This window comes from Delftia sp. NA_296.1 (genome assembly GCF_052692095.1).
Window position 1 is genome coordinate 177354 of sequence record NZ_JBQZGF010000007.1, and the last position, 13441, is coordinate 190794.

The window sequence follows — 13441 nt, forward strand, 5'->3', positions numbered from 1 at the left end:
GTTTGTTCATCCATGAATGCGTAAAGCGCATGTATGGATTCCATGTTGCGGGTTATTCCCTATGATGTGTGCCATTGGAGTGCGTTGAATTCATGAGATATGCGTAGAGCCCTGCCATCCACCCAAGCCCTTGCCTGCTTCGAGTCGGCCGCCCGCCACATCAGCTATACCCGTGCGGCGCAGGAACTGTCGCTCACGCAAAGCGCGGTATCGCGCCAGATCATTGCGCTGGAGGAGTTCCTGGGCGTGCAGCTGTTCCGGCGCACGCGCCACGGCGTGCTGCTGACGGAGGCGGGCACGCAGTACGCCCAGCAGGTCTCGCGCTGGCTGCACGGCCTGGAGCGCGACACGCTGGACATCATGGCCCACCAGGGCGAAGGCGGCCCGCTCAACCTGGCGGCCGTGCCCACCTTCGCCACGCGCTGGCTGCTGCCGCGCCTGCCGCAGCTGGCGCGTGAGCATCCCGAGGTCACGGTGCATATCGACGTGCAGACGCGGCCCTTCCTTTTCGCCGATACCGTGTTCGACGCCGCGCTCTATGCAGGCACGCCCGAGCAGGTGGCGCGCTGGCCCGGTGTGCAGGCGCAATGGCTGATGGACGAAGAGGTGGTGCCCGTGTGCAGCCCGCAACTGCTGGCCACGGCGCAGGCGCGCGAGCCGGGTCGCGCCTGGCTGCCCGTGGGGGCGGATATCGTGGCCCGGATGCCGCTGCTGCAGCAAAGCACGCGGCCCTACGGCTGGCAGCAGTGGTTCGATGCCATGGGCGTGGCCGCGCCGCGCGCGCTGGACGGCATGCGGCTGGAGCTGTTCTCCATGCTGGCCGTGGCGGCCAGCCAGGGCCTGGGCGTGGCGCTGATGCCACCCATGCTGATCGAGCAGGAACTGGCGCGCGGCGACCTCATCATTGCCTGCCCGCAGCCGCTGCGCGGCAACCGTGCCTACTACCTGGTCACGCCGGCCCTGGCGCCCGATGCGCAGCCCGCGCCCGCCCTGCGCGTGTTCTCTTCATGGCTGCAGCAGCGCGCCAGGGAGCACCGGCCTGCCTGAAAATTAAGCAGGCTTTGGATTGTTCAACGATGACAGTCACTTAACTGACTTATCCTTGCTGCTGGCGGCGCTTGTCCACAGGCTTGTGGGGGTGTCTCTGGGGAAAACCCGCAATCGCACTCAAAACCAGGGCAGCACGGCCAGGCACAGCGGCATGACCACGGCCGTGGCCACGCCGTTCAGGCCCATGGCCAGGGCCGAGAAGGCGCCCATGGTCGGATTCACCTGCAGCGCGCGTGCCGTGCCGATGGCGTGGGCCGTAAGTCCCAGGGCAAAACCCTGCACGGCCGGGTCATCGCTGCGCACCAGGCGGATCAGCAGCGGCGCCATCATCGTGCCCGCAATGCCGGTGATGGCCACGGCCACGGCCGCCAGCGAGGCCGGCCCGCCAAAGCGCTCGGCCATGGGCAGGGCAATGGGAATGGTGGCCGACTTGGGCGCCAGCGCCACCAGCGTCTGCACCGTCGCTCCCAGGCTCCAGCCGATCAGCAGTGCCGACAGCAACGCCACCACGCAGCCCACGGCCAGCGCCACGCTGATGGGCAGCCACAGCGCGCGGATGCGCTCGCGCTGGGCGTACAGCGGAATTGCCAGCGCGACGGTGGCCGGGCCGATCAGCAGCCCCAGCAGCGAGACGCCGCTGCGGTAGCTGGCATAGGAGGTGCCCGTGGCCAGCAGCACGCCCACGATGACGACCACGGCCGTGAACACGGGAATCAGAAGCGGATGGTTGCCGCTTCGGCGGTACAGCGCCATGGCCGCCAGGTAGACGGCCATGGTCAGCACCAGCCAGGGCAGATGGGCGGTGGAGGCGTTGCCGGAGAGCGACTGCCAGGCGCTGTGCCAGTGGGTGGCGAGCGCGCTCATGTCTTGTCTCCCTGGCTGGCGGCCGCTTCGCGGGCGCGCTGGCGCTCCAGGCACCAGCGGAAGGTGAAGGCCGTGGCCAGGAAGGTGATGGCCGCACCCGCCACGCAGGCGATCACAAAGGGCTGCCATTCGCGCGACAGCCGGTCGAACTCCAGCATCACGCCTGCAATGACGGGAATGAACAGCAGCATCATGTTTTGCAGCAGCACGCCGGCGGCCTTCTCCAGCGACTCGGGCAGGCGGCCGTGCAGCAGCAGCGCCCCCAGCAGCAGCAGCGTGCCCACGAGCGCGCCCGGAAGCGGCAGCCCCGTGAGCTGGACGATGGCCTCCCCCAGCAACTGGAAGGCGAACAAGGCGGTGATGGCGTACAGCATGAAAACCTGAATTCCTGGGTCAGATGGGTGAGGGAGCGGCCAAAGGGGCAGGTGCGGCAAGAGCGTGGATCGCCCGTTGTCAGGCCGGGGCCTGGCCTTGGCGCCTGTGGGACGCCGCCGCAAAGCGTGCAATCATCGCCCACAACTCGAAAAAAGGTGCGGCCACCGATTGCGCGGCTCCCGGGCCAAGGCTATGTTTGGGTCCGTGCCCCCGAGAGTCCTGGGGCATGAGACTTTGAATAGCGAAGGAGTAGCGATGGCCGAAACCACATATCACGCACCCGTGTACGAGCCGACGGTGGATGAACTCGAAGTGCTCAAGAAGCTGGAGATGGGCGAGCCCGTGTCGCTGGAAAGCGCGGCGCGCGAGCATCTGTCCAAGAGGCTGCGCGAGCGTGGACTGGTCGAAGTGGACAGCAGCCATCAATGGCACATCACGGCGGCAGGGCGCGCGCAGATCCGCCGCACGGATGCCTGAGGCGAGGTGAGTCAGGCGCCTTCCGAATCGAGGGTTTTCCCTTGGATCTGGAGGTTGCCTGATTTGCAGGCAGCTTAGCCTGCGGCCAGTGAATGCAAGCACTTGGACGCCTCGTTCACTTGCTGTTCACTGATTATCCACAGGGTTGTTCAATGGATCTGTGGAGAAAGAAAGCCACCTCAGGGTGGCTTTTTTCATGGGCTTTTACAGGACCGAACCGTGGGCGCACCGGGCTGGTGCCCGCGCTGGGCAAGGGCTGCATGACGGTGGTGCAAGTGGCTGTTTTCAGAGGGAAGGGGCTGAATTTGACGCAGGGCTGCAGCCCTGCCTGCGGGCTGGGATGGTGCTGCTTCAAGCAGGCTTCAGCATGGGCCAAGGTCCAGGCCTGGCAGGCCTTGAGAGGCGGTTGATGCCAAAGTTGTGCACAGGTTGGGCCCTGTGCGGCGAAAAGCGCGCAGGCGTCATCCCGCCCAAGGCATGAGGACGCAGGATTGGTGCAGGCTGGAGGGCCTTGAAATGCAGTGCAGCCGTTGAACACGGCTGGATGCAAAGGGGCTTGAGGTTTGTGCGGACGCTGTGAAGACAGCGGCCGGAAAAGAAATAGCCGAAAAAGCAGGGGACTGCTTTTTCGGCTACGTAATCTCTGGTGCCCGGGGCCGGAATCGAACCGGCACGCCTTGCGGCGGGGGATTTTGAGTCCCCTGCGTCTACCAATTTCACCACCCGGGCTACTTAGCGCAGGGGCGAATTATGGCACAGTGTGAGGCTATGAAAATTTATCCGACCATCGAAGACGCCATCGGCCGCACGCCCCTGGTGGCATTGCAGCGCATCGGTGCGCAGTCTCGCCAGGAACGTGGCAACGTGGTGCTGGGCAAGCTGGAAGGCAACAACCCGGCCGGTTCGGTCAAGGACAGGCCGGCCCTGTCGATGATCCGCCGCGCCGAAGAGCGCGGCGACATCAAGCCCGGTGATACGCTGATCGAGGCCACCTCGGGCAATACCGGCATTGCGCTGGCCATGGCCGCCACGATCAAGGGCTACCGGATGGTGCTGATCATGCCCGAGGACCTGTCCATCGAGCGTGCCCAGACGATGAAGGCCTATGGCGCCGAGCTGATCCTCACGCCCAAGAGCGGCGGCATGGAATACGCGCGCGACCTGGCCGACCAGATGGTGGCCCAGGGCAAGGGCGTGGTGCTCGACCAGTTCGGCAACCCCGACAACCCGCGCATCCACTACGAGACCACCGGCCCCGAGCTGTGGGAGCAGACCGGCGGCGAGATCACGCATTTCGTGAGCGCCATGGGCACCACGGGCACGATCACCGGCGTGGCGAAGTTCCTCAAGGAAAAGAACCCGGCCATCCGCATCGTGGGCGCCCAGCCGGCCGAGGGCTCGCGCATCCCAGGCATCCGCAAGTGGCCCGAGGAATACATGCCCAAGATCTACGACGCCTCGCTGATCGACGAGACCGTGCTCGTGGGCCAGGACGATGCCGAGGACATGGCGCGCCGCCTGGCGCGCGAGGAAGGCATCTTTGCCGGCATCTCTGCGGCGGGCGCCTGCTGGGTGGCCCAGCAGATTGCCGAGCGCGAGAACAACGCCACCATCGTCTTCGTGGTCTGCGACCGCGGCGACCGCTATCTGTCCACGGGCGTCTTCCCCGCCTGACGCAGCGACAGGCTCGCCTTCCGGCGGGCCTTCCTGTTTGCATAGAGCCAGGACAGCAAAAAACCAGGAACAGCCCATGCACTATGAAACCCGCTATTGCACGCACTGCGCAACGCCCCTGCAGTGGGTGATCCAGGCCGAGGACGGCGGCGATGTATCGCGCCTGCGCTGCCCCGAGTGCGGCTGGACGCACTGGAACAACCCCACGCCGGTGCTGGCCGCCATCGTGGAGCTGGACGGCAAGGTGCTGCTGGCGCGCAATGCGGCCTGGCCCGAGAAGGTCTTCGGCCTGATCACGGGCTTCATGGAAGCCGGCGAGTCGCCCGAGGAGGGCGTGGCACGCGAGGTGGCGGAGGAAACCGGCCTGCAGGCCGAGTCGCTGGAGCTGATCAGCGTGCATGAGTTCCTGCGCATGAACCAGGTGATCATCGCCTTCCATGTGCGCGCCAGCGGCCAGGTGCGGCTGTCGCCCGAGCTGCTCGAGTACCGCCTGCTGGAGCCCGAGAAAGTCCAGGCCTGGCCTTCGGGCACCGGCATGGCGCTGGCCAAGTGGCTGCGCAGCCGGGGGCATGATCCTGTGATCCGTGACTTCTGGAAGCGTGCAGAGCAGGCCCAGGAGGCTGAAGCGAGTCGCGCCGATCAAGACAGTGCTGCCGGCCTCAGCCGCGATGCCGCCTAGAATCCCAGGCTCAAGAGGTGCATCCGATGGAAATTCACAAGGAAATCGACACGCGCGGGCTCAACTGCCCGCTGCCCATTCTCAAGGCCAAGAAGGCGCTGGCCGAACTGGACAGCGGCCAGCTGCTCAAGGTGGTGGCCACCGACACGGGCTCGCTGCGCGACTTCCAGGCCTTTGCCAAGCAGACCGGCAATGAACTGGTGGAGCAGCAGACCGTGGGTGCGGAGTTCATCCATATCCTGCGCCGACGCTGAGCGGCTGCACGCGGTTCGCTCCAAAGAAAAAGGCCTGCTTTCGCAGGCCTTTTGCATGGGGCAGGGGCGGCTCTAAGGCCCGGCCTCAGATGCTCAGGCCCTGCAGGTATTCGCGGAAGCTCGCGCCCACGTCCTCGTGCTGCAGCGCCAGTTCCACCGTGGCCTGCAGAAAGCCTTCCTTGCTGCCGCAGTCGTAGCGCTTGCCCTGGTACTGGAAGGCGTAGACGGCTTCATGGGCCATCAGGCGTTCGATGGCGTCGGTCAGCTGGATCTCGCCGCCCACGCCCTTGGGCTGGTTGCGGATCTCCTCGAAGATGGCCGGTGTCAGCACGTAGCGGCCAGCCACGCCCATGCGCGAGGGGGCCTTCTCGGGCGCAGGCTTTTCCACGATCTTCTCGATGCGCATCAGCGAACCGCCGGCCGGCTCGCCAGCCACGATGCCGTAGCGCTTGGTCTGCTCCAGCGGCACTTCCTGGACGGCCAGCAGGGAGCGGCCCTGCTTGTGGAAGGCCGATGTCATCTGCGCCATCACGCCGGGGCCGCCAGGCTCGCCCACCATCAGGTCGTCGGCCAGCAGCACGGCAAAGGGCTCGTTGCCCACCAGCGGCTCGGCACACAGCACGGCATGGCCCAGGCCCAGCGAGCGCGGCTGGCGCACGAACAGGCAGTTCATGTCGGCGGGGCTGATGCTGCGCACCAGCTCCAGCATGGCCTGCTTGCCGGCGTTCTCCAGTTCGTTTTCCAGCTCGTAGGCGGTGTCGAAATGGTCCTCGATGGCGCGCTTGCTGCGGCCGGTGACGAAGATCATGTCGCGGATGCCTGCCTCGTAGGCCTCTTCCACGGCGTACTGGATCAGCGGCTTGTCCACCACGGGCAGCATCTCCTTGGGAGAGGCCTTGGTGGCGGGCAGAAAGCGCGTGCCGAGCCCGGCAACGGGAAACACGGCTTTGCGGACACGGGTCTGATTACTCATGAAAATCTTGGGATTCAGGTGATGGAAAAAGCGTGCGGCTTTGCGTCTTCTTCGCTAAGTGTCTCAGCTTTCATTGTGCGACTTGATGCCCTCGGACGATGAAACTGGCGCAGCCCAAGATCAGGGACACCGAGGAAGGGCCTGAGCCGGCCGCGCCGCCCCGCGCCGAGGGTGTCGTCCCCCTCCCGCGAAGCGAGAGAGGGGGAAGCGGCGCAGCCGCTCAGGGGGAGATTCCATGTCAACCCAGGCGGGCGAGTTGTTCCTGGATGCGGATCAGCGTGGCGCCGAAGTCGGCCACGCGCTTCTTTTCCTGGTCGATGACGGCCGGGGGCGCCTTGGCCACGAAGGCCTCGTTGCCCAGCTTGGCATTGGCCTTGGTGATCTCGCCTTCCAGGCGTGCGGCTTCCTTGGACAGGCGGGCCTTTTCGGCCGCCACGTCGATCTCCACGAACAGCGCCAGGCGCGCCTCGCCCACCACGCAGACGGGCGCGGCCTGGGCGGCCTCGGCCCAGGCGGCTTCGTCGTCGAACACCTTGACCTCGCTGAGCTTGGCCAGGTTTTGCAGCACGGCGGCATTGGTGCGCAGGAACTGCGACTCATCGGCCGAGCTGGCCACGGCCAGCAGCGGCAGGCGCTGTGCGGGCGACACGCCCATTTCGCCGCGCAGCGTGCGGCAGGCGTCGATCATCTGCTTGATGCGGCCCACGTAGGCGATGGCGGCCTCGTCGATCTTCTCGGGCTGGGCCTCGGGGTAGCGGGCCACGGCCACGGACTCGCCGGGCAGGCCGGCGACCGGGGCGACCTTCTGCCACAGGGCTTCGGTCACGAACGGGATGATGGGGTGGGCCAGGCGCAGGATGGCTTCCAGCGTGCGGATCAGCGTGCGGCGCGTGGCGCGCTGCTGGGCCTCGTTGCCGGTCTGGATCTGCACCTTGGCGATTTCCAGGTACCAGTCGCAGAACTCGTTCCAGACGAAGTCGTACAGCGCGTTGGCCACGTTGTCCAGGCGGAATTCGACAAAGCCCTTGGCCACTTCGGCCTCGACCTTCTGCAGCTGCGAGGCGATCCAGCGGTCGGGCTGGCTGAACTGCATGTAGCCCGCGAACTCGCCGCCGGCCTGGCATTGCTCCTTGGTGTGGGGCAGCAGGCCGCAGTCATGGCCTTCGCAGTTCATCAGCACAAAGCGGCTGGCGTTCCACAGCTTGTTGCAGAAGTTGCGGTAGCCCTCGCAGCGCTTGCTGTCGAAGTTGATGGAGCGGCCCAGCGAGGCCAGGGCCGCGAAGGTGAAGCGCAGCGCGTCGGCGCCGTAGGCGGGAATGCCCTCGGGGAATTCCTTTTGCGTGTTCTTGCGCACCTGGGGCGCGGTCTCGGGGCGGCGCAGGCCCTGCGTGCGCTTGTCCAGCAGGGTGTCCAGGTCGATGCCGTCGATCAGGTCCACGGGGTCGAGCACGTTGCCCTCGGACTTGCTCATCTTCTTGCCCTGGGCGTCACGCACCAGGCCATGCATGTAGACATGGCGGAAGGGCACGCGGCCTGTGAAGTGCGCGGTCATCATGATCATCCGGGCGACCCAGAAGAAGATGATGTCGTAGCCCGTGACCAGCACCGAGCTGGGCAGGTAGAGGTTGTAGTCATCGTCGGCCGCCTCGGTCTGGTTCGGCCAGCCCATGGTGGAGAACGGCACCAGGGCCGAGGAGTACCAGGTGTCCAGCACGTCCTCGTCGCGCGTGAGCGTCTTGCCGGGGGCCTGGGCGCGGGCTTCTTCCTCGGTGCGGGCCACGTAGACCTTGCCGTCCTCGTCGTACCAGGCGGGAATCTGGTGGCCCCACCACAGCTGGCGCGAGATGCACCAGTCCTGGATGTTGTTCATCCACTGGTTGTAGGTGTTGACCCAGTTCTCGGGCACGAACTGCACCTGGCCGCTGGAGACGGCATCGATGGCCTTCTGCGCGATGGACTTGCCCGTGGCATCGCCTTCGCCGACCTTGTTCATGGCCACGAACCACTGGTCGGTCAGCATGGGCTCGATCACCTGGCCCGTGCGCGTGCAGATGGGCACCATGAGCTTGTGCTTCTTGGTCTCGACCAGCAGGCCGGCCGCGTCCAGGTCGGCCACGATGGCCTTGCGCGCCACGAAGCGGTCCATGCCGCGGTACTTCTCGGGCGCCTCGTCGTTGATGGTGGCCGTCAGCGTCAGCACGCAGATCATCGGCAGGCCGTGGCGCTGGCCCACGGCGTAGTCGTTGTTGTCATGCGCAGGCGTGACCTTGACCACGCCCGTGCCGAACTCGCGGTCCACGTAGTCGTCGGCAATGATGGGGATCTCGCGGCCCACCAGGGGCAGGATCACGGTCTTGCCGATCAGCGCCTGGTAGCGCTCGTCCTCGGGGTGGACCATCAGGGCTGCGTCGCCCAGCATGGTTTCCGGGCGCGTGGTGGCCACCACGAGCTGGCCCGAGCCGTCGGCCAGCGGATAGGCGATGTGCCACAGCGAGCCGTCCTTTTCCTCATTCTCGACCTCGAGGTCGGAGACGGCGGACATCAGCTTGGGGTCCCAGTTCACCAGGCGCTTGCCGCGGTAGATCAGGCCCTGCTGGTACAGGCGCACGAAGGTCTCGTTGACGATGGACGACAGCTTGTCGTCCATGGTGAAGTACTCGCGGCTCCAGTCCACGCTGTCGCCCATGCGGCGCATCTGGCCGGTGATGGTGTTGCCGCTCTGGTTCTTCCACTCCCAGACCTTGCTCACGAAGTTCTTGCGCGCCTCGGGAGGCGTCGCGCCCATGTCGTGGCGGCTGGCGATGCCCTGCTCCTGCAGCTGGCGCTCCACCACGATCTGGGTGGCGATGCCCGCGTGGTCGGTGCCGGGAACCCAGACCGTGTTGTGGCCCTTCATGCGGTGGTAGCGCGTGAGGCTGTCCATGATGGTCTGGTTGAACGCATGGCCCATGTGCAGCGTGCCTGTCACATTGGGCGGCGGCAGCTGGACGGAGAACGATGGCTGGGATGCATCTGCCTGGCCCGTGCCGCGCACGCCGGCTGCGCCGTAGCCGCGCTTTTCCCATTCAGGGCCCCATTGGGCCTCGATGGCGGCGGGTTCAAACGATTTGGACAGGCTGTCGAGGCCTGGCTGGGCAATGGTGTCGCTCATGGCTTGCTTGCGGGGAATTGTGCGAATGGCGTTTGGCAAATGAAAACGGCATCCGTTGAAGGGATGCCGTCTGCATATGCGAAATGGATGACGGTTTGACGGGGATTCTACCGACCCCGTCCGCCTGCCTGTTCGCCGGGTTTTATTGAGAGCGTGTTGTGCACTTTTAAGCGCCCGCGTTGGCTCTGCGCGCTGGTGATCGCAAGGCGCAGTGCGCCGCCAAGGCTCATGCCTTGGCAAGCGCTGCAACGCCGCGAGCGCCTGCGCACAGAGCCAACCCTTCGGGAAAGCCGGGGAACGGGCCCGGTCCTTCGTTGCAGCCCGCTTGCGGTGTGGCAACCGCGGCGCGTGCTACGCCTCGTTCCGGGCCCGTTCCCCGGCTTTCGCGGGCACTTTAAAGTGCACAACACGCTCTAGGCTGCGTCGGGGACGAACTCGGGCCGGTCGTTGCTCTGGGGCTTGAGCGGCTGGGCTGCCTTGCCTTCGGCGCGTTCCTTGCGCCATTGCTCCTTGCGTGCCGTCCACTCGTTCAGGCGGGCGTGGGCGGTGGTGCTTTCGCGCGCCATCTGCACTTCGTCGGCCAGCTGGGCCGACAGCTCCAGGCGGATGCCGTTGGGATCGAAGAAATAGATGCTCTTGAAGATGTGGTGGTCGGTCACACCCAGAACCTCGATGCCATGCGCCACCAGGCGGGCCTTGGTGTTCTCCAGTTCCTCGACCGTGTCCACGCGGAAGGCAATGTGGTTGATCCACAGCGGCGTGTTGGGCGAGGGCAGGGCCTTTTCGTCGTCGCCGATGTCGAAGAAGGCGATGAACGACCCATCCTTCAGGCGGAAGAAGAAGTGCGTGTAGGGGCAGTACTCGCCCGTGCTGGGCACGTAGTCGCTCTGGATGATGTGATAGAGCGGCAGGCCCAGGATGTCCTCGTAGAAGTGGCGGGTCTCCTCGGCATCGCGGGCCTTGTAGGCGTAGTGGTGCAGTTGCTGCACGGCGGCGGGCGGTGGCAGCGTGGACAGGTCGGGACGGGCGCTTGTGTTCATCGAATGTCTCCTTGGTGGATGTTTTGATTCTACTATTCGTAATCAATTTACCTAAATGAAATGTTGCGATGAATGCAGGGATATGCGCGCTGTGGTGTTTGGTTCACCTGCGGTGCCGAGTTGCCGGCAGCACTTGACCTTCAAGTCACTTCACACTTTCTCATGGAGGTCCGAGCCCCTGCCTGCCATGGACGCCATCGGTGCAGCGGCCCTCTGTTCACAACCGTTTTCAAGTCAAGGAATCTCATGAGCGACAGCCATCAGCACGGCGACGTGCGTGCCCTGCCGGAATCCCGCCTCTGGTTTGCCTTCGGATTGACCGGCACCTTCATGGTGGTGGAAATCATCGGCGGCATGGTCACGGGCAGTCTGGCCCTGATCTCCGACGCCATGCACATGCTGACCGATGCGATGGCGCTGCTGCTGGCCCTGGTGGCCATACGCGCCGGCCGCAAGGCAGCCGACCTGATGCGCACCTACGGCTATGCGCGCTTCGAGATCCTGGCCGCCGCCATCAATGCGCTGGTGCTGCTGGGCGTGGCCTTCTACATCCTCTATGAGGCCTACCGCCGGCTGTCGGCACCTGCAGAAATCCAGTCCCTGGGCATGATGGCGGTGGCGGCCGTGGGCCTGGTGATCAACCTGCTCTCCATGCGCCTGCTGTCGGGCGGCAAGGATGAGAGCCTGAACGTGAAGGGCGCGTATCTGGAGGTATGGGCGGACATGCTGGGCTCGGTCGGCGTGCTCGCCGGTGCCGCGCTGATCTGGCTGACGGGCTGGCGGTGGATCGACTCGGCGGTGGCCGTGGGCATCGGCTTCATGGTGTTCCCGCGTACCTGGACCCTGTTGCGCGAGTGCATCAACATCCTGCTGGAAGGCGTGCCCTCGGGGATGAGCCTGCAGGCGGTACGCGAGACGATTGCGGGCACGGCGGGCGTGGCAGCGATCCACGATGTCCACCTGTGGGCGGTCACGCAGAGCAAGCCCATGCTGACCGGCCATGTGGTGCTGCTGCCCGGCGCGGACGGCGAGCAGGTGCGCCGCGATATCGAAGACAGGCTGCAGGCCGGCTTCGACCTGCACCATACGACGCTGCAGATGGAGCGCGAGGACCGCTCCCCGTCAGAGCACATCCACTAGGATGCCCAGTCTTCATGGACCACACCCGGAGTGCACCGATGCTTGAGCTTCGACCCAACTGCGAATGCTGCGACAAGGACCTGCCGCCAGAGTCTGCCGAGGCTCGCATCTGCACCTTCGAGTGCACGTTCTGTGCCGGCTGTGCGGATCATGTGCTGCACGGCGCCTGCCCCAACTGCGGTGGCGAGCTGGTGGCCAGGCCGCGCCGGCCGGTGGACAAGCTGGAGCGGTATCCGGCCTCGACGAAGCGGGTGCTCAAGGCCGGCGGTTGCGCTGTACGGGCCTGATCAGAGCACAGGCCTGGCTCTGCGGCTTTGGAACGCAGCCTCCACCGCCAGCACGGCTGCAAAACCCATCACATAGGCCAGCACATCCCACCAGTCGGCCGTGCTGCCCAGCACGATGCGCAAAGCGCGGTTGGGAATGTGCAACTGGAAGGTCGATGCCAGGAACTGGCTCAGCTCCACCAGCAGGCCCACGCACAGCGCGGCCGATGCCAGCGTCAGCACGCGCGCGGCGATCACGGTCTTGAACACGGCATAGACCCAGGCCACGGCCATCACGTCGCCGAAGAAGCTGCGCACCCAGCCCCAGCGCGCGCCGACGGTGGCCAGCAGCACGAGCAAGACAAACAGGGCCACCGCCCACGCCAGGGAAACAGGATCAAAACGCCATCGCATGGCCGCCATCATCGGGCCAAAAGCGGGTCCGGTCAGCGAGCCGGGTGCGCAGTGCCTTGCGCAGTGGTGGCCAGCGGGTGCGCTATCCCGCCATCGCCGTAGCTGCCCACCACCTGGGCGATCACCACCTGGTAGCCCTTGAGCCAGCGCGCCTGTTGCTGCTTGGCTTCGAGGTGCGCAGGGTGGCGCATCAGTTGCTGCAGCGCCTCCCAGGTCTGCCAGTAGTAGACGTTGGAGACCAGGCCTGTGGCTGGGTTCTCCCAGGCCTCTTCGCCCAGATAGCCGGGGATGGCGCGGGCGATCTCGGCGATCCGGCCGTCAAGGGCATGGAATGGCGCGTCATATTCGCCCGGCGCAAAGGTGAAGGTGGATGTGTACATCGGCGGTTGGCAATCTGTGTGAGGGTGGCTGGCGCTAGATGCGCGGCGCCGCATCCATGGCGCTGGCCAGCGGCTCCTGTCCGCGCTCGCGCAGCGCGCCGATGGCTCCTTCCAGGTCCCGGGCCTGCCGGTTCTGGCTGAGCTTGGCCTTGCCCTCCAGGCGGGTGATGCGGATCTGCAGGCCGACGATGGCCTGCAGCATGCCGTCGATGAATTCACGCGGCGAGTCGGACATCTTCCAGGGCTGGGCCTGCGATGCCTCATGGACCCGCGTGAGCCGGCCGACCAGGCCGCGCACGAATTTCTCGTCGTCATGGATGCTGATTTGCCCGTGCACATGCACGGCCTCGTAGTTCCAGGTGGGCACCAGGCGGTGCGTCTCGTGCTTGCTCGGATACCAGCTGGGCGAGATATAGCCTTCGGCGCCACGGAAGACGACCAGCACCTCGGCGCCGTCGCGGCACTGCTGCCAGAGGGGATTGGCGCGGGCCACATGGGCGCTCAGCGTGCCCATCTCCCCTGGGTCCGCATCCAGCAGGAACGGCAGGTGGTTGGCGTCCAGCACGCCGTTGGCCTGGGTGACGAGCGTGCCCAGGGGGTGGCTGCGGATCAGGCCGTGCAGGCTGTCGGAATCGGTGAGGGAGAAATGGGCGGGCGTGTACATGGGCGCTTCCTGGGCTGGTGTGCCGGCATCGGGGGAAACC

General features: G+C 65.8%; 15 protein-coding genes and 1 tRNA gene. 7 read left to right on the forward strand and 9 right to left on the reverse strand.

Annotated elements, in window-relative coordinates:
• The first annotated feature begins 99 nt into the window (after window positions 1–99).
• Window positions 100–1047 carry a LysR substrate-binding domain-containing protein gene (locus ACUTR7_RS18640; RefSeq protein WP_012204131.1) on the forward strand — a complete coding sequence of 316 codons (948 nt, stop codon included), beginning with the start codon at window positions 100–102 and terminating at the stop codon, window positions 1045–1047.
• A gap of 120 nt (window positions 1048–1167) precedes the next feature.
• Here ACUTR7_RS18640 and ACUTR7_RS18645 read toward each other — a convergent pair whose 3' ends face one another.
• Window positions 1168–1914, reverse strand: coding sequence for an LrgB family protein (locus tag ACUTR7_RS18645; protein ID WP_016452576.1), 747 nt, complete (start codon window positions 1912–1914; stop codon window positions 1168–1170).
• Window positions 1911–2288 (reverse strand): CidA/LrgA family protein, encoded by a 378-nt coding sequence (locus ACUTR7_RS18650; RefSeq protein ID WP_445609505.1) that lies wholly within the window; start codon window positions 2286–2288, stop codon window positions 1911–1913. The genes ACUTR7_RS18645 and ACUTR7_RS18650 overlap by 4 nt, the downstream gene beginning before the upstream one ends.
• A 256-nt stretch (window positions 2289–2544) precedes the next feature.
• On the opposite strand from ACUTR7_RS18650, the gene ACUTR7_RS18655 reads away from it, so the two are divergent.
• Entirely contained in the window at window positions 2545–2766 is a 222-nt protein-coding gene (locus tag ACUTR7_RS18655; protein WP_012204134.1) for a hypothetical protein, read from the forward strand.
• A gap of 644 nt (window positions 2767–3410) precedes the next feature.
• On the opposite strand, the gene ACUTR7_RS18660 is transcribed toward ACUTR7_RS18655, so the two are convergent.
• Window positions 3411–3495, reverse strand: a tRNA-Leu gene (locus tag ACUTR7_RS18660).
• 39 nt (window positions 3496–3534) lie between these two features.
• Here ACUTR7_RS18660 and cysM point away from each other — a divergent pair.
• The 3 genes from cysM (at window position 3535) to ACUTR7_RS18675 (ending at window position 5373) form a co-directional block, all read left to right on the forward strand.
• Entirely contained in the window at window positions 3535–4440 is a 906-nt protein-coding gene (gene cysM, locus ACUTR7_RS18665; protein WP_017407070.1) for a cysteine synthase CysM, read from the forward strand.
• 76 nt (window positions 4441–4516) lie between these two features.
• Window positions 4517–5119, forward strand: coding sequence for an NUDIX domain-containing protein (locus ACUTR7_RS18670; RefSeq protein ID WP_445609506.1), 603 nt, complete (start codon window positions 4517–4519; stop codon window positions 5117–5119).
• Window positions 5120–5145: 26 nt separating this feature from the next.
• Window positions 5146–5373 carry a sulfurtransferase TusA family protein gene (locus tag ACUTR7_RS18675; RefSeq protein WP_012204137.1) on the forward strand — a complete coding sequence of 76 codons (228 nt, stop codon included), beginning with the start codon at window positions 5146–5148 and terminating at the stop codon, window positions 5371–5373.
• Window positions 5374–5458: 85 nt separating this feature from the next.
• Here ACUTR7_RS18675 and galU read toward each other — a convergent pair whose 3' ends face one another.
• The 3 genes from galU to ACUTR7_RS18690 all read right to left on the reverse strand — a co-directional run bounded on the left by galU (window position 5459) and on the right by ACUTR7_RS18690 (window position 10537).
• Complete coding sequence (gene galU, locus ACUTR7_RS18680; protein ID WP_012204138.1) at window positions 5459–6346, reverse strand: UTP--glucose-1-phosphate uridylyltransferase GalU; 888 nt, start codon at window positions 6344–6346, stop codon at window positions 5459–5461.
• 238 nt (window positions 6347–6584) lie between these two features.
• Window positions 6585–9497 carry a valine--tRNA ligase gene (locus ACUTR7_RS18685; protein WP_445609507.1) on the reverse strand — a complete coding sequence of 971 codons (2913 nt, stop codon included), beginning with the start codon at window positions 9495–9497 and terminating at the stop codon, window positions 6585–6587.
• Between the two features lie 413 nt (window positions 9498–9910).
• A complete protein-coding gene (locus ACUTR7_RS18690; protein ID WP_034391240.1) occupies window positions 9911–10537 on the reverse strand; it encodes a VOC family protein in 627 nt (208 codons plus the stop codon).
• A gap of 246 nt (window positions 10538–10783) precedes the next feature.
• Between ACUTR7_RS18690 and ACUTR7_RS18695 the strand changes: the two genes are divergently transcribed.
• The gene (locus tag ACUTR7_RS18695; RefSeq protein WP_445609508.1) at window positions 10784–11677 is read left to right on the forward strand and encodes a cation diffusion facilitator family transporter; all 894 of its coding nucleotides are present in this window, start codon (window positions 10784–10786) and stop codon (window positions 11675–11677) included.
• Between the two features lie 38 nt (window positions 11678–11715).
• On the forward strand, window positions 11716–11964 hold the full coding sequence (locus ACUTR7_RS18700; RefSeq protein ID WP_099752402.1) for a DUF1272 domain-containing protein: 249 nt from the start codon (window positions 11716–11718) through the stop codon (window positions 11962–11964).
• Here ACUTR7_RS18700 and ACUTR7_RS18705 read toward each other — a convergent pair whose 3' ends face one another.
• Genes ACUTR7_RS18705 through ACUTR7_RS18715 form a run of 3 tightly spaced genes read right to left on the reverse strand, consistent with a single transcriptional unit; the run spans window position 11965 to window position 13401 of the window.
• Complete coding sequence (locus ACUTR7_RS18705) at window positions 11965–12369, reverse strand: ribosomal maturation YjgA family protein (RefSeq protein ID WP_445609509.1); 405 nt, start codon at window positions 12367–12369, stop codon at window positions 11965–11967.
• Between the two features lie 20 nt (window positions 12370–12389).
• Window positions 12390–12737 (reverse strand): antibiotic biosynthesis monooxygenase family protein, encoded by a 348-nt coding sequence (locus ACUTR7_RS18710; protein WP_065346822.1) that lies wholly within the window; start codon window positions 12735–12737, stop codon window positions 12390–12392.
• A gap of 34 nt (window positions 12738–12771) precedes the next feature.
• On the reverse strand, window positions 12772–13401 hold the full coding sequence (locus ACUTR7_RS18715; protein WP_445609510.1) for an FMN-binding negative transcriptional regulator: 630 nt from the start codon (window positions 13399–13401) through the stop codon (window positions 12772–12774).
• Window positions 13402–13441: the final 40 nt, after the last annotated feature.